At 57.4% G+C, this 15,999-nt stretch carries 18 protein-coding genes and 3 tRNA genes; 11 read left to right on the forward strand and 10 right to left on the reverse strand.

Features of this window, described 5'->3' with window-relative positions; translation table 11 throughout:
• Positions 1 to 229: 229 nt before the first annotated feature.
• From LG374_RS11705 to LG374_RS11730, 6 genes are all read right to left on the reverse strand, one after another.
• Complete coding sequence (locus tag LG374_RS11705; RefSeq protein ID WP_225757866.1) at positions 230 to 643, reverse strand: type II toxin-antitoxin system HicB family antitoxin; 414 nt, start codon at positions 641 to 643, stop codon at positions 230 to 232.
• Between the two features lie 31 nt (positions 644 to 674).
• A complete protein-coding gene (locus tag LG374_RS11710; RefSeq protein WP_255594554.1) occupies positions 675 to 830 on the reverse strand; it encodes a type II toxin-antitoxin system HicA family toxin in 156 nt (51 codons plus the stop codon).
• A gap of 25 nt (positions 831 to 855) precedes the next feature.
• Positions 856 to 1,323, reverse strand: coding sequence for a nitrous oxide reductase accessory protein NosL (locus LG374_RS11715; protein ID WP_225757868.1), 468 nt, complete (start codon positions 1,321 to 1,323; stop codon positions 856 to 858).
• On the reverse strand, positions 1,320 to 2,111 hold the full coding sequence (locus LG374_RS11720) for a Cof-type HAD-IIB family hydrolase (protein WP_225757869.1): 792 nt from the start codon (positions 2,109 to 2,111) through the stop codon (positions 1,320 to 1,322). The genes LG374_RS11715 and LG374_RS11720 overlap by 4 nt, the downstream gene beginning before the upstream one ends.
• Positions 2,108 to 2,923 (reverse strand): Cof-type HAD-IIB family hydrolase, encoded by an 816-nt coding sequence (locus tag LG374_RS11725; protein WP_225757870.1) that lies wholly within the window; start codon positions 2,921 to 2,923, stop codon positions 2,108 to 2,110. The genes LG374_RS11720 and LG374_RS11725 overlap by 4 nt, the downstream gene beginning before the upstream one ends.
• 231 nt (positions 2,924 to 3,154) lie before the next feature.
• The gene (locus LG374_RS11730; protein WP_225757871.1) at positions 3,155 to 3,973 is read right to left on the reverse strand and encodes a Slam-dependent surface lipoprotein; all 819 of its coding nucleotides are present in this window, start codon (positions 3,971 to 3,973) and stop codon (positions 3,155 to 3,157) included.
• Positions 3,974 to 4,125: 152 nt separating this feature from the next.
• Here LG374_RS11730 and LG374_RS11735 point away from each other — a divergent pair, with 152 nt between their 5' ends.
• From LG374_RS11735 to LG374_RS11785, 11 genes are all read left to right on the forward strand, one after another.
• Entirely contained in the window at positions 4,126 to 4,788 is a 663-nt protein-coding gene (locus LG374_RS11735) for a heme exporter protein CcmB (protein WP_225757872.1), read from the forward strand.
• 3 nt (positions 4,789 to 4,791) lie between these two features.
• On the forward strand, positions 4,792 to 5,355 hold the full coding sequence (locus LG374_RS11740) for a DUF2726 domain-containing protein (RefSeq protein WP_225757873.1): 564 nt from the start codon (positions 4,792 to 4,794) through the stop codon (positions 5,353 to 5,355).
• Positions 5,356 to 5,426: 71 nt separating this feature from the next.
• Positions 5,427 to 6,536, forward strand: a complete 1,110-nt coding sequence (gene asd, locus LG374_RS11745) for an aspartate-semialdehyde dehydrogenase (RefSeq protein ID WP_225757874.1) — start codon at positions 5,427 to 5,429, stop codon at positions 6,534 to 6,536.
• Positions 6,537 to 7,042: 506 nt separating this feature from the next.
• Positions 7,043 to 8,647, forward strand: a complete 1,605-nt coding sequence (locus tag LG374_RS11750; protein WP_225757875.1) for an MFS transporter — start codon at positions 7,043 to 7,045, stop codon at positions 8,645 to 8,647.
• Positions 8,648 to 8,710: 63 nt separating this feature from the next.
• Positions 8,711 to 9,682, forward strand: coding sequence for a bile acid:sodium symporter family protein (locus tag LG374_RS11755; RefSeq protein WP_225757876.1), 972 nt, complete (start codon positions 8,711 to 8,713; stop codon positions 9,680 to 9,682).
• Between the two features lies 1 nt (position 9,683).
• On the forward strand, positions 9,684 to 10,550 hold the full coding sequence (locus LG374_RS11760; protein WP_225757877.1) for an NUDIX hydrolase family protein: 867 nt from the start codon (positions 9,684 to 9,686) through the stop codon (positions 10,548 to 10,550).
• A gap of 4 nt (positions 10,551 to 10,554) precedes the next feature.
• Entirely contained in the window at positions 10,555 to 11,082 is a 528-nt protein-coding gene (locus LG374_RS11765; RefSeq protein ID WP_225757878.1) for a GNAT family N-acetyltransferase, read from the forward strand.
• A gap of 100 nt (positions 11,083 to 11,182) precedes the next feature.
• Positions 11,183 to 11,257 (forward strand) — tRNA-Lys (locus LG374_RS11770).
• 37 nt (positions 11,258 to 11,294) lie between these two features.
• Positions 11,295 to 11,369, forward strand: a tRNA-Lys gene (locus LG374_RS11775).
• A 12-nt stretch (positions 11,370 to 11,381) separates the two neighbouring features.
• Positions 11,382 to 11,457 (forward strand) — tRNA-Lys (locus LG374_RS11780).
• A gap of 162 nt (positions 11,458 to 11,619) precedes the next feature.
• A protein-coding gene (locus tag LG374_RS11785; RefSeq protein ID WP_225756219.1) for an IS5 family transposase occupies positions 11,620 to 12,412 on the forward strand; the annotation gives its coding sequence in 2 pieces (ribosomal slippage) (positions 11,620 to 11,883 and positions 11,885 to 12,412; 792 coding nt in all).
• Positions 12,413 to 12,484: 72 nt separating this feature from the next.
• On the opposite strand, the gene LG374_RS11790 is transcribed toward LG374_RS11785, so the two are convergent.
• The 4 genes from LG374_RS11790 to LG374_RS11805 form a co-directional block, all read right to left on the reverse strand.
• Positions 12,485 to 13,015: an IS630 family transposase gene (locus LG374_RS11790; RefSeq protein ID WP_370639349.1), complete on the reverse strand. Its 531-nt coding sequence runs from the start codon at positions 13,013 to 13,015 to the stop codon at positions 12,485 to 12,487.
• Positions 13,009 to 13,317, reverse strand: a complete 309-nt coding sequence (locus LG374_RS11795) for an IS630 transposase-related protein (RefSeq protein WP_225756274.1) — start codon at positions 13,315 to 13,317, stop codon at positions 13,009 to 13,011. Before LG374_RS11795 ends, LG374_RS11790 begins: the two co-directional genes overlap by 7 nt.
• 563 nt (positions 13,318 to 13,880) lie before the next feature.
• Positions 13,881 to 14,810, reverse strand: coding sequence for a hypothetical protein (locus LG374_RS11800; protein ID WP_225757879.1), 930 nt, complete (start codon positions 14,808 to 14,810; stop codon positions 13,881 to 13,883).
• Positions 14,811 to 14,907: 97 nt separating this feature from the next.
• Positions 14,908 to 15,936, reverse strand: a complete 1,029-nt coding sequence (locus LG374_RS11805) for an SPFH domain-containing protein (RefSeq protein ID WP_225757880.1) — start codon at positions 15,934 to 15,936, stop codon at positions 14,908 to 14,910.
• Positions 15,937 to 15,999 lie beyond the last annotated feature (63 nt).

A 15,999-nucleotide genomic window follows, 5' to 3' on the forward strand; every position in this document is an offset into this window, starting at 1 on the left:
TTGTAGTGAATGAATGGGGGTGCTCGGTTGATTTTTAGCAACAATAGACGGGGCAGTAAGGGCTTGCGACGGCAAAGGGGGAAAGACGGCATTTTGGGGGGTGGCAACAGCAGTGTTTCCTGTGTTGCGCTTCTTTGTACGCGATAAAAAACCGCCGCTTACCGAACGCGGCGTAGTTATGGGATTTGTCGCTACCGGATCCTGCATAAGCAGGGTAAAGCACGATGATTCAAGCTGTTACCGCCAGATCGACATGGGTATTGAGAGCCGCTAGCGCCTGTTCCAGCATCGCCGGTTGGGTGTTGTGCCGCACCCGCAGAATACGCCGGATTTCCTGTGGCGTGGTATCCAGCAAGCGGGCGAGTTGGGCTTTGCTGATGTGCTGCTTGAGCATTTCATTGTGCAGCAGCACTTTCATGCGCACGAGTAGCGACAGGCGGACGTAATGATCGCCCCGTGCGACGGCATCCGGCACGGCTTCATCCATGTCGAAAAAATCTTCGATGTTGCAGAGCAGCATGTCTTCCGCCATGTCCAGCGCTTCTGCCAGGGTTTCTCCCTGGGTAACGCCTGTCAGGGCGCTATCCATGAAGGTGGCGATGTAGTGTGAGCCTTCTTGTTCGATATGAACGGCGTATTGCATGGTTTCTCCGTTTTTGTTGGTGGGTGCGGGTTTATAAACCAAGCTGTTTTTTGATTTCCCGCATGGTGCCGTTGGCCAGTTCCTGATTGGGGTGATTGGGCATGTGGCTGCGTTTGCCGTTGTAGTACAGCTTTAAATGTTTACCGCCCGGCTCTATGCGGACGCCTTGTGCATGCAGCCAGCGCACAAATTCGCTTTGCTTTATGAGCGCTTCACAGCCCCAAATCCGTCGCACTGATATCTTTGCCGCGCAGCACTTTGCCCTGATGGACGTTGGCAAAGGCCTGCGCCGCTTCTTCGCTGGGGAAGGGGAAGTAGTCTTCTTTGCCGATGAGTTCGGCGGATTGCGGGGTCTGCACGAACCAGGCATCTTCCACCGGCAGCCAGTGCGCGGGCGGCTCGAAGGTGCTGATGTAGGCGGTGAGCGGCTGGTTGGCGGTTTCCGGCAGGCGCAGATAGGTGAGCAGGGTGCGGGCGCTGTCGAACCACACGGTTTCGCCGCTTTCGCTCAGGCGCACCTGGCCCTTGCTGCCGCGTGTGTCGTGCAGGCCCATGTGGTTGAAGTAGTCGTGTGCGTCGGCGGGGATGGTCGCCTCTGCTTCGAGGCGGACAGCGGGTTTGTCGTCACCGCAGGCGGTGAGCAGGCTGGCGGCAAGGATGAGGGCGAGGATGTTTTTCATGGGATGATTTCCAGTTTTTTCAGGGCGTTGTAGATGCCGTCTTCTTCGACGGTGCCGGTTTGCATTTGGGCAACGGCGCGCAGTTCCGGCACAGCGTCGCCCATTGCCACACCAAAACCGACGGTTTTGAACATTTCCACGTCGTTCAGGCCGTCGCCGAAGGCCATCGTCTCGGCAAGCGGCACGCCCAGCGCAGCGCAGACGCTGCGGATGCCGCGCGCCTTGCTGCCTTCGGCGTGCAGGAGGTCCACAGAAAACGGATGCCAGCGCATGGCGTGATATTCGCGGCCCAGCTCGCCGCTGTCATTCAGCGTCGTTTCTTCGGCGGGGTCAATGTAGAGCAGGAATTGGTACACCGGTTGGTGCCGGTAGTAATCGGGGTCAACGATATACGGGCCGATACCCGCCAGTGCTTCATTGACGCGCGGATTGCTGCTGGATGACGCCATTTTTTCTGCGCCGACGAAGGTGTAATCCCAGCCGTGGCGGCGGAAAAGCGCAGTGAAGCGCTCGATTTCGGCAAGGCTCATCGGGTTGCAGGCGATGGGTTCGCCGCGAAAGGCGTTGTACTGGCCATTGATGGTGACGAAAAGCTCGATACCTTCGGCGTCTGCCAGGGTGCGCACCTTGTCCGGCAGCGCAGCGAGCGTGCGGCCTGTGGCGATTGCCGGGATGATGCCGCGTGCTTTCAGGGCACGGATGGCGCGGGCGGTGGATTCCGGCAGGTAATTCGTCGCCTTGCGGTAGAGCGTCTCATCGATGTCAAAGAAGATAATTTTGGGTGTCATGCGGCCCCCCAGGGCTTGCGGTCAATCACGCCGAGCTGCACCAGCGCGTTAAAGACGCCGTGTTCTTCCAGCGGGGTGGTCACGTATTTAGCCAGCGCCTTCAATTCTTCGCGTCCGTCGCCCATCGCCACGCCGAAGCCGACGGTTTTGAACATTTCCAGGTCGTTCAGTTCATCGCCGAAGGCCATCACCTGCGCCAGCGGTATATCAAGCACTGCACAGACTTCGCGGATGCCGCGCGCCTTGCTGCCGTCTGCATGCAATAAATCAACGGCGAGCGGATGCCAGCGAATCATCTGATAACCGCGCTGCAAGATGCCGCCAGCGGCGAATGCAGCTTCTTCCTCGGCGGTGATAAAGACGTTCATCTGATAGATGGGGTGGCGCTGCCAATAATCCGGGTCGGTCTCATACGGCACTGTGCCGTAGAGCGAATCGTGCACGCGCTGGCGGTCGGAGGAGAGCGCCATTTTTTCTTCCGAGATAAAGCCGTAGTCCCAATCATGGGCGCGGCAGATGCGGATGACCTCGGCAATATCGGCGGGATCGATGGGATGCGAGGCGATGGTCTCACCGCGAAAACGGTTGAACTGACCATTGATGGACACCAGCACGTCAAGGCCGACCGCCTCTATCACCGCCTGCACCTTGGTAGGGATGGCACAGGGGCTGCGGCCGGTGGCGATCGCCACCATCACGCCTGCTTCATGCAGCGCCTGAAAGGCGGGTAGCACCGATTCGGGCAGGAAGTTTTCCCACTTGCGGAACAGGGTGTCGTCAATATCAAAAAAGACCAGTTGCGGCTTGAACATAAATATCTCCTCAAAAAAGCCGCGTCATCATAGCAAAACGCGGGGGCAGGGTAGGGCGGTGGTGCAGCGTCCTGCCAATGAAAAAGGGCTGCAATGCAGCCCTTTTTGCCGTTACGCGGTGAGCGCGTATGCCAATCCCGGAAATAAGGTGAGAAGGCGGCGCGGCGAAGGCGGTACAACTAGTACGGCGAGACGCGCCAACACTCTCAGATTATTTTCTGGGGGGTGGTATTAATTGCTGCGGATGGCGCCGAAGCTACCCACCAGCGATTGGCTGCTGTCATGGAAGACACCGCCGACTTCGCGGGCGTTATCGCCGTAGAAGTGCCCAGTGCTTCTGACAGTGGCGTTATCCGCCGTGCTGAAAGCGTTGCCGTTGATGGTGGCGTTGATGTTAACCGGTTGGAACTGCACATCGCTCCTCGCTGCCTGCGTGATGCTGCCGGTGAGGGTTTTTTTACCAAAATCAGCCGTGAAATTGGAAACAGCGGTATTGGCGACAGCGGAGCGACCGACGGCGGCATCCCCTTGGTAGGTAACCGTGCCGCTGGTCGGCATATTGGTGGTATAGGCACCTTGGCTGAAGATGTAGTCTTCGTTGCCGTTGTTGATATAGCCGAATTTACTGTTGGCATAGCGGCTGCCACTGGCGATGAAGAGCTTGTAGCTTTGGCCGTTGATGGTGGCGCCTTTCATACTGGTCATGCCGCCGGAAAAGATACCGGGCAGTTGCAGGGCAATCTGTTTGCCATTGGCGTTCAGGACAGCGAGATTGTTGCTGCCGGTCGCTTTGGCATCGGCGAGGCTGCCCGGCATGGAGCCGACCGGCACCACGAAGACGTTACCTTTATACGCGCCGCTGACGTTATTGTCGCCCGGTGGTGGGGTGGTAGGCTTTTGCGGAGTAGAGGGCTTTTGTGGGTTGGAGGGCTTTTGTGGGTTGGAGGGCTTTTGCGGGTCAGCCGGGGTGTTGTTGTCGCTGCTGCTGCCGCCGCAAGCAGCCAGCAAGAGGGCGGTGGTGATACTCAGGCCGAGGGTTTGCAATTTCATCCGTTAACTCCTTGATGTTTATGGATTGAGCGACAAAGTCGCGGCGACATTATGCCGCGAAATGGCGCGATAACAAACCGGCGGCAAAAAGCGTATGACACATACCGTGCGCTGGGTATATCCTTGCGCGCCCCGTTATCACCGCCTGCCTCATGCTAGCCACCCTTATCCGCCGCGAACTGCACACCAGCCTGCGCAATCCGCAGACCATCCTGCAACCGCTCCTTTTCTACACCCTCACCATCATCCTCTTCCCACTCGCAAGCGGTGCGGATAACGACACTCTGCTGCGCATCGCTCCTGCCGCGCTGTGGATTGCGCTCCTGCTCGCTGCCCTGCTTGCCGGCGAACAACTCTTCGCCGCCGATTACGCCGACGGCACCCTCAGTCAGGATCGCCTTCACCTGCCCGACCTGTGGCTGCTCCTGCCCGCCAAACTCGCCGCCGCCTGGCTGCGTTTCACCCTGCCGCTCCTTGCTATCCTGCCGCTACTCGCGCTGATGCTGCACATCCCCGCCGCAAATATCCCCGCCACCGCCGCACTGCTCGCCCTCGGCAGCTTGCCGCTGCTGCTCATCGGCGCGCTCGGCGCCGTGCTGACGCTTGCGCAAACGCACGGTACCTTCCTGCGCTTCCTTATCGTCGTGCCGCTCTACATTCCCATCCTCATCATCGGCGTCACCGCCGGGCACGACAACCTGCTCGGCCTCGCTATCGGCGGCCATTACGCCCTGCTCGGCGCCTTCAGCCTCTTTGCCCTCATCACCATCATCCCCTTCGCCACCCTCGCCCTCAAAGCGCAGCATCTGCCCTGAACCATGCCGCATAACCGTCTTATCGGCGTCGCCCTTTTTATCATCGTGGCGCTGCTCATCCTCGGCATCATTCGCCTGCGTCGCCGTCAGCGGCAAAAAAGCGACAAGAACAACCCCATCCTGCAACGCGCCCGCGAGCACCTGCAAGCGGTGCGCGGTGCGCCCTTTCAGGCGAAGCCGCTCGCCAACCGTCTCGAAAAAGCCGCCTACCAGACCGCTGTCGACATCGTGCAAAAGCGCCGCCGCAACGAACAAGTCCTCCTGCAAGTCAGCCTCGGCGAAATCCTGCAAAGCAAAGACCGTCGTGCCTATTGGGCGGTGAATAGCAAGCGGGTGGATCTGCTCGTCATCGACCACGAACTGCGCCCGCTGGTAGTCATCGAAATCGACGGCAGCGGCCACGGCCTCAGCCGCGACATCGCCCGCATCAACGACAAAATCAAGGACATCGTCCTGGCGGCGGCGGGTATCCCGCTTATCCGCATTCCCGCGCCGGATGACAACCTCGGTGCTATCCGTGCCCTGGTGCAGCAACAGCTCACCGCCTGCCTCAAGCGGCTCGCCTGAATCCCCGCTTGCCTGCCCGTAGGCAAAAGTGTTAAAACCCCGCTCCCATTCAAAATTTAGAGGAACACCCCATGAAAAAACTCGGCATCGTCGGCTGGCGCGGCATGGTCGGCTCCGTACTCGTAGAGCGGATGCAGGCAGAAGGCGACTTCGCTCACGTCGAAACCACCCTCTTTTCCACCTCGCAAGCAGGCGAAGCAGCCCCCGCCTTTGCCGGTAGTGGCAAAACCCTGCAAGACGCGCACAACCTCGACGCGCTCGCGGCGATGGACATCATCCTCACCTGCCAGGGCGGCGATTACAGCAAGGCCATCCACCCACAACTGCGCGCGCGCGGCTGGGACGGCTACTGGATTGATGCCGCCTCTGCCCTGCGCATGGACGATCGCGCCGTCATCATCCTTGACCCGGTCAACCGTCACGTCATCGACGCCGCCATCCGCGACGGCAAAAAAGACTTCATCGGCGGCAACTGCACCGTCTCCCTGATGCTGATGGCGCTCGGCGGCCTCTTTGAAAACGACCTCGTCGAATGGGCAACCAGCATGACCTATCAGGCAGCCTCTGGCGCGGGCGCGAAAAACATGCGCGAACTGCTCGCCGGCATGGGCTACCTACACGCACAAGTGGCGGGCGAACTCGCTGACGCGCACAGCGCCATCCTCGACATCGACCGCAAAGTCAGCGCCGCCCTGCGAAGCGACGACTACCCCAAAGCCAACTTTGGCGTGCCGCTCGCTGGCAGCCTCATCCCGTGGATTGACGCCGACCTCGGCAACGGCCAATCCAAAGAAGAATGGAAAGGCGGGGTGGAAAGCAACAAAATCCTGGGCCGCAGCGCCAACCCCATTCCGGTGGACGGCCTCTGCATCCGCGTCGGCGCGATGCGTTGCCACAGCCAGGCGCTGACCCTGAAACTGAAAAAAGACCTGCCGATTGCCGAAATCGAACAACTGCTCGCCAAACACAACGACTGGGTGAAAGTCGTCCCCAACGAAAAAGAAGCGAGCATGCAGGAACTCAGCCCGGCCAAAGTCAGCGGTACCCTGAGCGTACCGGTCGGTCGCCTGCGCAAACTGGCAATGGGCGGGGAATACATCAGCGCCTTCACCGTTGGCGACCAGCTGTTATGGGGCGCGGCAGAACCGCTGCGCCGCATACTGCGCATCCTGGTGGACTGATTGGCCGCTTGATGCAGCAAAAACGGCGGGCAACCGCCGTTTTTTATTTTCTGTTTAGCATTTATCCCGCTTGGCGGGGCCAGTGTTTGTGCCGCTTGGCGGGCGTAGGGCGGGCTTCAGCCCGCCGCAACAGCACCGCTTCATCTTCATCATGATGGGCTGAAGCCCATCATGTGCGAAACCCAGTAATCACGTCGCTTGACGGGTCCAGTAATGACACCGCTTGGCGGACTCAGCATTGACGTCGCTTGGTGGCATTTTCGCTGGCACCATCATGCTACGAAGAAAGAATAAGGTAGAGACGTTGCCTGCAACATCTCAAAAAAAAAGTGAAGCGACAGAATCCAGCAAACACGCCGCTTGGCGGCATTCCGCGTCGCAGGGCGGCTTTTTTGTCGAAGCGGGTAGGGCGCGGGGTAGGGGACAGTAACGCCGAGACCCCTCAGCAGGTGAACCCAGCGGCGGGAAGGTCTATGATTGCCACCTTTTCCGACCGACCGCTTCCCATGACCACTCCCCGCTTCTTCCAGTCTGCCGCCATTTACACCGACCGCCGCGCCATCAGCCTCTTTTTCCTCGGCTTTGCCGCTGGCCTCCCGTTTCTTCTCATCTTTTCCAGCCTCTCTATCTGGCTGAATGAAGCGGGCGTCGAGCGTGGCACGGTGACCCGTTTCAGCTGGGCGGCGCTCGCTTATTCCTGCAAGTTCATCTGGTCGCCGCTGGTCGATACCTTGCCGCTACCGCTCTTGACCCGCCGTCTCGGGCGGCGCCGGGCCTGGCTTGCCGCCGCACAGTGCGTCGTCATCGCTGCCATCTGCCTGATGGCGCTCATCAATCCCGCCGATGGCGAAGCGCTGTCGCTGATGGCGCTCGCCGCTGTCCTCCTCGGTTTTTCAGCAGCGACGCAGGATATTGTGATTGACGCCTACCGCATCGAAGCGGCGGCGGGCGACAGCGCGATGCAGGCGGCGATGGCGGCGACCTACACGGCGGGCTACCGCTGCGGCATGATTGTTTCCGGTGCGGGGGCGTTGTTGCTGGCGACCTGGTTCGGCTCGACCATGCAGCATTATGATTACGCCGCCTGGCGGGCGACCTATTTCTGCATGGCGGCGGTGATGGGCATCGGCCTCGCCACGACGTTGATATTGCGTGAACCGCCGACCTCCGGCGGTGTGAACACGCTGCGTCCCGTCGCCGATAATCTGCGCCTGCTTGCGCTCTTTGCCGTTGCTGTCGTCGTGCTGATCGCCGTTTACCGCCTGCTCAGTGGTCTGCCCGCCGCCAGCAGCGTCCTTGGCGGTTTTCTGCGCGAGAGTCTGCGTCTTACCGGCGGACTGGCGGCAGCGGCTTTGGTCGGTACGGTGTGCGTGCGTGCGGGGCTGGTCAGTCGTGAGCTGGCGTGGCAGACGTGGCTGGAACCGGTCGCCGACTTTTTCCGCCGCTACGGGCGCGTGGCGGTGTTGCTCCTGGCGCTCATCGGCCTTTACCGCAGCACGGATATTGTTTCCGGTGCCATCAGCAACGTGTTCTATCAGGACTTGGGCTACAGCAAGACGGAAATCGCCAGTGCGGTGAAGGTTTTTGGCGTGGTGATGACGCTGGTAGGCGGTTTCCTCGGCGGGATGCTGGCGCAGCGCTACGCGCTGATGCGGATGATGATGCTCGGCGCGCTACTCACCGTCGGCACCAATCTGCTTTTCATTCTGCTGGCTTGGTACGGCGACAAATCGCTGCTTGCCACCGTGCAGGGTTTGCCCGTATTGCCGCCGCTGGAAGGGGTGATCCACGCCGTGCAGGCGGGTGTCGCCACCGCTTTCCGCAGTCATAACTGGCTGCTCTACGGCGTGGTCGGTTTCGACAATCTTGCGGCGGGGCTGGCCAGCTCGGTCTTCGTCGCCTTTCTGTCGTCGCTGACCAGCATCCGCTTTACCGCCGTGCAGTACGCCATTTTCAGTTCGCTGATGACGCTCCTGCCGAAAACGCTTGGCGGCTACTCCGGCAGCATTGTCACCGCTGTCGGCTATCCCGCCTTTTTCATGATTACCTCGCTGATCGGCGTGCCGGTGCTGCTGCTCGTGTACTGGGCGGAGCGGCGCCTGCGCCCGTGATGCGTATGGGTTTCGGCGGGGCGCGGCTATACAATAGCCGCCCCCTTTATTCTTTCGCTTGCCATGAATCCCATTCGCCGTCTGCGGCTTGACCCTTTCCTCATGATGATCCTGCTGATGGTGCTCGCAGCGACCATCGTCCCCGCACAAGGCATCGGCAAGACCTTCTTCAAGCACCTCACCACCGCTGCCATCGCACTGCTGTTTTTCATGCACGGCGCCAAGCTCTCGCGCGAGGCCATTCTTGCCGGCGTCGGCCACTGGCGGCTGCACAGTCTGGTGCTGGCGACGACGTTCATCCTCTTTCCGCTGCTCGGCCTTGCCTTGTACCCACTGACGCCGTCGCTCATCCCGCCTGATATTTACCAGGGTTTCCTCTATCTCTGCGCCCTGCCCGCCACGGTGCAATCCGCTATCGCCTTCACCTCAGTGGCGCGCGGCAACATCGCCGCCGCCGTGTGCAGCGCCGCACTATCCAGCCTGCTGGGCGTCTTCCTCTCGCCCATCCTCGTCGGCCTGCTCCTCAGTGCGCAGGGGCAGACAGATCTGTTCCATTCGGTGCAGGCGGTCATGCTGCAACTGCTGCTGCCTTTCGTCCTCGGTCATCTCGCGCGGCCATGGCTTGCCAACTGGATCAGCAGGAACCGCCGCCTGATCAAAATTACCGACCAGTCTTCCATCCTGCTCGTCGTCTATACCGCGTTCAGTGAGGCGGTACTGGAAGGCATCTGGGGTAAAGTGAGCGTGGCGACGCTGATTCTCATCGCTGTCGTTTCCTGCCTGCTGCTCGCCGTCGTCCTCGTCTTCACCACTTACAGCGCCCGCGCCCTCGGTTTCAGCAAGGAAGATGAAATCACCATTGTCTTCTGCGGCTCGAAGAAAAGCCTCGCCAACGGAATCCCGATGGCGAACATCCTCTTTCCGCCTGCGACCGTCGGCATTCTGGTGTTGCCACTGATGCTCTTCCACCAGATTCAGCTGATGGTCTGCGCCGTCCTCGCACAGCGCTATGCCCGCCGTCCACAAGAGAACTGACATGACCTACCTCATCCGCATTCAACAACTCAACAACGCCAACCTCGCCGAATATCGCCCGCTCATTCTGGACGGCGACGCCGTCGGCCTCATCTGGGAACACAACCTTGCCCGCCTGCGCGCGCACGGTATCGTTCTGCGAGAAGAGGGCGCGCGCTACATCTGGGACGCCCCCGCCGATTTCGCCGCCCGCAACCGTCTGCTCGCCAATCTCGCCGCTGCGCTCTATCGTAGTGGCTACATCAGCGGCTGGCGCGACGAAAAACTGCCGCTGCTTGCCAGCCTGCATCATCCCGCCCGCGCCCTGATCGAACGTGCCGCCGCGCCGGTGCTGGGTGTTTGCGGTTACGGCGTACATGCAAACGGCATCACCGAACGTGATGGCGTGCCGCATATGTGGATTGCCCGCCGCGCGGCAAGCAAATCCGTCGAACCGGGCAAACTCGACCAGATTGCCGCCGGCGGCATCCCGCACGGCATCGGTATCCTTGCCAACCTCATCAAAGAAAGCGGCGAAGAGGCGGCTATTCCTGAAGCCCTGGCGCGGCAGGCGCGGCCTGTTGGCACCATCAGCTACACCGCGCAAACCGAAAACGGCATCCGTGCTGATCTGCTCTACCTCTACGATCTGCATCTGCCAGCGGATTTCCGCCCCGTAAACAGCGACGGCGAAGTCGCTGAATTCCTCTGCCTGCCGCTGGATGAGGTCGCCCGCCTTGTACGCGAAACGGAAGAATTCAAGCTGAATTCCGCCGTGGTCGTCATCGACTACCTCATTCGCCACGGTTACCTCACGCCGGACGACATTCCCGAGTATCCCGACCTCTGCCGCGACATCCGCCGCATTCACCCGCTGTTAGGACAATAAGCCCATGCACATTCGCATCATTACCCCGACCCTTGCCCATGAAGCTGCCTTGCTTGCCTACCAGCAGGCATTGGCTGCGGCTGATATTCCCGTGCACGGTGCCTATTTCGACCTCTTTCCGGACATTCCGTCCTGGCTTGCCGCCTGCGCCGCCCCGGCGGGAACACGGCTGCCAAATGGCATCATCAAAGTGGTGGACAGCAACTGGATTGCCTGGGACGACGACAGCGCTCGCGTGGTTGGCGTGATTAACCTGCGTCACACGCTGAACGATTACCTGCGTGCCTACGGCGGCCATATCGGCTACGGTGTCCATCCTGCTTGTTGGAATCAGGGTATCGCTACCCGGATGCTGACGCACGCGTTGCAATACAGCGACTCGCTCGGTCTCCGTGAATTACTGCTGGTGTGCGCGGTGGATAATCCCGCTTCGGCACGAGTCATCGAAAAAAACGGCGGCGAACGGCTGGATACCGTCGACCATGAAGGTGAGCGCCTCTACCGCTACCGCATCCGCCGCAACGATGTATAGCCCCGTGTCAGCAAAAACAAAAACCTAGCAAAAGATTGCCGCAAATGCCTTGCATCGAAAAAATAATTTGGCATAATGCGCGCCCTCAAACGGACAACACGGGTCGTTAGCTCAGTGGTAGAGCAGTTGGCTTTTAACCAATTGGTCGAAGGTTCGAATCCTTCACGACCCACCATTTAACCTTCCGTTTGCCCTTTTCCTTTATACATTGCGGGTCGTTAGCTCAGTGGTAGAGCAGTTGGCTTTTAACCAATTGGTCGAAGGTTCGAATCCTTCACGACCCACCACCGCTTTCACATGGGCCGTTAGCTCAGTTGGTAGAGCAGTTGACTCTTAATCAATTGGTCAAAGGTTCGAGCCCTTTACGGCCCACCAGATTCTTCTTTAATTATAATCTCCTTGTTGAGGTGCCGCGTAGATATCGCGGCTTTTTTATATCCGTTTGCCGGATATTACGTTTTCTCCGCTCTCGTGCAGGATATAGTTAAACATCTAAGAACGTGTTCATAATCTCAGCCTCTGCTGTAAACTATCGGCATGAACAGAAAAACCTACCCAAGCGATATCAGTCGCGAGCAATTTGCGCCTCTCCTCCCCCTGCTGGAAAGTGCCCGTAAACGCACAGCGCCACGCCAGGTGGACTTGTACGATGTCTTTTGTGCCATTCTCTACCTGCAACGCACTGGCTGCTCCTGGCGCGCTTTGCCGGGCGATTTCCCCAAATGGCGCACCGTGCATTCCTACTTCCAGAGATGGACTGAGCCACGCGAGAGTGGCATCAGCATCCTTGAGGAAGCATTAAAAAAATCAGGTAGTTGCGGAGCGTCGCAAGCAGGGGCGCCATGAAGCAACCACTTTCCTGATTATTGATGCGCAGAGTGTGAAGAACACGGATACCGCCATGGAAAAAGGCTACGATGCGGGCAAGAAGGTTAGCGGTATCAAGCGGCATATAGCGGTTGACACGCAGGGTTTGCCGCATGCCCTTGCGGTGACGACGGCGGATGTTACGGATAGAAAAGGTTGTCTTTTGGCATTAAAACGCGAGCTGGATAATCTTGGTGCGATACAAAAAATCCTTGCTGACGGTGGTTACACAGGTAAAGCATTTGCTTCGTCGGTACAGGAGTTGATGGGTGCGGAGGTAGAGATTGCCAAACGAAACGAATTGCACCGTTTTGCAGTATTGCCGAAGCGATGGGTAGTAGAGCGCAGTTTTTCCTGGTTGGAAAAGAATAGGCGGCTTTGGAAAAACTGCGAGCGTAAGTTGAGTACCAGTCTGCAAATGGTAGCTTTGGCTTTCTTGGGAGTCCTGCTACGAAGACTATGAACACGTTCTAAAAAATCGTAATGGTGTGCGTCGCCTGGCCGGGCCCTATAAAAATCGCTATGGCTAATATGCTTAATTATTCATACAGATATTAAATAATAGGTCAATATTATTTAATCGAAGTTTATTGCGAATAGATTTAATCCATGCCCATTTATGCTCGATTGGGTTTAAGTCAGGACTATAAGGTGGAAGCCATAATATCCTATGCCCATTCTTCTTTAATAAATCAGCTATCTCGCTGCTTTTATGAAAAGCTGCATTATCCATCACAACTACACTGTTTTTTGGCAGTTCAGGTAACAAGGTTTGCTCCACCCACGCCTTAAAAATATCAGTATTAATGCTATGCTCGAACAAGCCAACAGCAAATAGCTTGTTCTCATATACCGCACCTATAGCATTAACTTGATTTTTACCATGCCAATCATGCTCAGCGTAACAACGCTGTCCTCTAAGTGAATAACCATATCGCCTGATCCAGTCTTTGCGGAAGCCACTCTCGTCAATATATACCAAAGGTAGATTGCGCTTACGGAAGCAGGTCTGAAAACGTTGGAACCAATTCCGTTTAATCGGACAAGCCTTGGGGTGTTTCAGTATCGTCTTTTTTTACTAAATTTATTGCGTAGCATAGCCTTTCTGATAGCAGCGGGTGTGCATTTGAATCGTTTGGCACGTTCGCTTAGGTAATCTGTTGGATACATCTCAATATCAGCCAGGAGTTCTTCTGTGCGGATCTTTTTCGGTGGTCGTTTTTGTGGTGTTTTGGCTTTTTCAGGATGTTTCTTCCAATTTTGAATGGTCGTGAAATGGATCCCAAATAGTGCAGCAGTAGTTCGAACCGATAATCCACGACTTAATGTTTCCAGGACTTTTTTACGAAAGTCGGGAGAGTAGGCCATAATCATTCTCCTGTATGAAAAAATAAGAATTTTAGCTATACACGATTTTTATAGGAACCCACCGTACTACCTGTACTGTCTGCGGCGACGCGCCTTGTTACACTTTTTTGTCTATTCAACATAAAAGTCTGTTGCTGAATCAAGTAACATCGGAAAATTACAATAAATAGCTATGATCAGCCATGAATTGATAGGATTTTGGGGAGTGCTGGAATTTCGCACTCTGAAATTTTAATCGACTGATATTGCTGATATTTTTACTTAATTTTATTCCGTAGTTATTGGGTTTTGTCCTTATCTTGGTTAGCAGAGATAGAGAAGTAATATAACTATATAAATTCTAATTAAATATAATCTTTGCCTTTACGATATTCGGCAAAGGTTGATCATGAAAGAGAAACTCGATTCGCCCACTCATACCAATCCTAGAAAGTAGTTAGTGTGTCTAACTGGATACCCATAAAAATCGTACGGCAATTTTTATGGGAAACCTGCGCCGTATTACCGGTGCTGCCTTCTTACCTCTCAGCCGGGAGGGGTATCGGCACGCTGCTTTTGTGTCTTCACTGCACCAGCATGCCGTGCGTTGATGCGAGGGTGATGCTGGCTTCGATACCGGCCTCGAAACGCAGGTAGTCACTTTCGATGCCGTCTGAGAAGATAATACCGTCTTCCGCCATCAGTGAACGTAGGCGCAGCGGGCGGTCGCGCTGGATGTGACCATAGACGATGCTGGCACTGCTATGGCGACTGGGGAAGGGCTCGCGCACGGCAAAGCGTAGTTTTTTGCTGTCCCAGGGCAGTGGCTGGTAGGGAGAAGAAGATTTACCGCCGTTTGCCGCCGCGATAGCTTGCGCACCAGTGATGATGCTTTTCAGCCAGGCAGTCGAGCCGAGACCGGTGCTGATGATGAGGCCGGATGAGCTTTGTTGTTCGCACTGCCCGCCGTAGCTGATTTCGTAACGTGCCGAGGTGTGGCTGCGCACGCCGATGTAGAGATCGTTCACTGCGCGCAGGCTCTGCCCGTCGCTGAGGCGGGCTTCGGCGAGGGTGATGGTTTTGTGCGGGCGTTTGTCTGCGGCGGTTTGCGCGAGTACGTCCGGCAGTGCGGCGGCTTCGAAAGGTAGCAGGATGCCATCGTAACGCGCCGGTTCAGGGTTGATGCCGATAAGCGGCTGACCGCTGAGATATTTGAGGGTGTTGGCGACGAGTCCGTCCTGACCAAGGGCGATAACGATGTCATCGGCGGCGAAGGCGTAGTTCGGAAGCAGGCTGCGGTCAATGTGCTGATAGCGCCCCCATTGTTGCAGGGTGGCGGTCACGCTATGCAGTGCTATGGTGTAGGCACGGTCTTCGCGCAGGTAGTCGGCGAAGTCGGCACCCAGGTGTTCGAGATAGAACTGTGCCTGGGCATAGGTGTTATGGCGGGTGATGAGTTCGGCGAGACGGGTGCGACGGGTAATGAGGACGACGCGGCGGGGCTGATTATTCATGGTGATGGATGCGGGTTGATGACTTGTCAGGCGGGACGAGTCAAATGGTTTCCCCCAATCCCTTATCTGGCGATCGGGGGGCTGTTGACCTAGCGACTCAATTGCGCTTTTTCTCCGGTTTCGGCTGTAACAGGCCTTGCAACAATTCCGGGCTGATGCTGAGCTGGCCGATTTTCTCGGCGCGCGCGGCAAGATCGCCGAAGGCTTGGGCGATAAGCTGATCCGGATTCATGCCGCTCTCGGTGAGCAGCTGGATCGTTTTTGGCTCGACCTTTTCCAGTGCCCGCATAAACGCGTGCAAGCGGTAGGCATCGGCATCGGCGCGGGTACGAAGATTTTCCGAACGGACGGCGAAGTAAGTGCGCCGCTCTTCCTCGAGGATAATTTCCGCCGTTATATGTGCCTTATCCACTTCGTGCTGACGACGGGCGAGCGCGGCCTTCGCCTCAAGTTTAGTCTCTTCAATCTGGCGGCGTTTCTCTTCCACGGCGACTTCAGTGTCGAGTTCGTTTTGGCGGATAGCGCGTTCATTCTGCACGGCGGCCATGCGGCGCTGATAGACGGCGTCATCCGCCGCTTGCAGGTTGGCTTCGCGCGCCTCGGCTTCCAGCGCACGGGCAATATCTTTGGTCGGATGGATGGCGATGATGGATACGCCTAGAATGGCGAGGCCGAGAGCTTGTATTTCTGCCTGTTCACCTAACTTGGTATGCACGGTGTGGGCGATGTCAGACGGTGCACGCAGGGCATCGCGCAGGTTGAGGCGTTGGATGGCCTGCTGGATGATGACTTTGGCCTGCACGACGACACGCTCCGGCAGGCGGCGCGGATCTTGACTGTTGTAAGCACCCTGCGCGTTCAGCGAGTAATCAAGCAGGGCAGCGGCACGCTGCGGTGCATCAATGCGAAAGGAAATCTCGCCCTGCACGCTGACAGTTTGGAAATCGGCAGTAACGAGTTCGAGCATGAAGCCAGTGTCCCGACTGGCAATCGGTACGGCGGCGAGAGTGGAAAACGGTGCGTAGTAATAAAAGGCTAGCCCGGCGCCCTCGCGGACGAGTTTGCCACGACGGTATTGCAGCAGGTAGGTGGTCGGTTGGACTTTGATGTAGCGGATGCCAAGCATGGGGTGTTCCTCTAAGTTGTGCTGAAGGGATGATGTTGATCCGGAGGATCTTAATAGTTGTGG

The organism is Cardiobacterium sp. Marseille-Q4385 (assembly GCF_916618745.1).
Taxonomy (GTDB): Bacteria; Pseudomonadota; Gammaproteobacteria; order Cardiobacteriales; family Cardiobacteriaceae; genus Cardiobacterium.

Coding starts and splice junctions, on each gene's coding strand:
- LG374_RS11705 (WP_225757866.1), bottom strand. CDS start 643: ATGCAATACGCCGTTCATATCGAACAAGAAGGCTCACACTACATCGCC.
- LG374_RS11715 (WP_225757868.1), bottom strand. CDS start 1,323: ATGAAAAACATCCTCGCCCTCATCCTTGCCGCCAGCCTGCTCACCGCC.
- LG374_RS11720 (WP_225757869.1), bottom strand. CDS start 2,111: ATGACACCCAAAATTATCTTCTTTGACATCGATGAGACGCTCTACCGC.
- LG374_RS11725 (WP_225757870.1), bottom strand. CDS start 2,923: ATGTTCAAGCCGCAACTGGTCTTTTTTGATATTGACGACACCCTGTTC.
- LG374_RS11730 (WP_225757871.1), bottom strand. CDS start 3,973: ATGAAATTGCAAACCCTCGGCCTGAGTATCACCACCGCCCTCTTGCTG.
- LG374_RS11735 (WP_225757872.1), top strand. CDS start 4,126: ATGCTAGCCACCCTTATCCGCCGCGAACTGCACACCAGCCTGCGCAAT.
- LG374_RS11740 (WP_225757873.1), top strand. CDS start 4,792: ATGCCGCATAACCGTCTTATCGGCGTCGCCCTTTTTATCATCGTGGCG.
- asd (WP_225757874.1), top strand. CDS start 5,427: ATGAAAAAACTCGGCATCGTCGGCTGGCGCGGCATGGTCGGCTCCGTA.
- LG374_RS11750 (WP_225757875.1), top strand. CDS start 7,043: ATGACCACTCCCCGCTTCTTCCAGTCTGCCGCCATTTACACCGACCGC.
- LG374_RS11755 (WP_225757876.1), top strand. CDS start 8,711: ATGAATCCCATTCGCCGTCTGCGGCTTGACCCTTTCCTCATGATGATC.
- LG374_RS11760 (WP_225757877.1), top strand. CDS start 9,684: ATGACCTACCTCATCCGCATTCAACAACTCAACAACGCCAACCTCGCC.
- LG374_RS11765 (WP_225757878.1), top strand. CDS start 10,555: ATGCACATTCGCATCATTACCCCGACCCTTGCCCATGAAGCTGCCTTG.
- LG374_RS11795 (WP_225756274.1), bottom strand. CDS start 13,317: ATGGCCTACTCTCCCGACTTTCGTAAAAAAGTCCTGGAAACATTAAGT.
- LG374_RS11800 (WP_225757879.1), bottom strand. CDS start 14,810: ATGAATAATCAGCCCCGCCGCGTCGTCCTCATTACCCGTCGCACCCGT.
- LG374_RS11805 (WP_225757880.1), bottom strand. CDS start 15,936: ATGCTTGGCATCCGCTACATCAAAGTCCAACCGACCACCTACCTGCTG.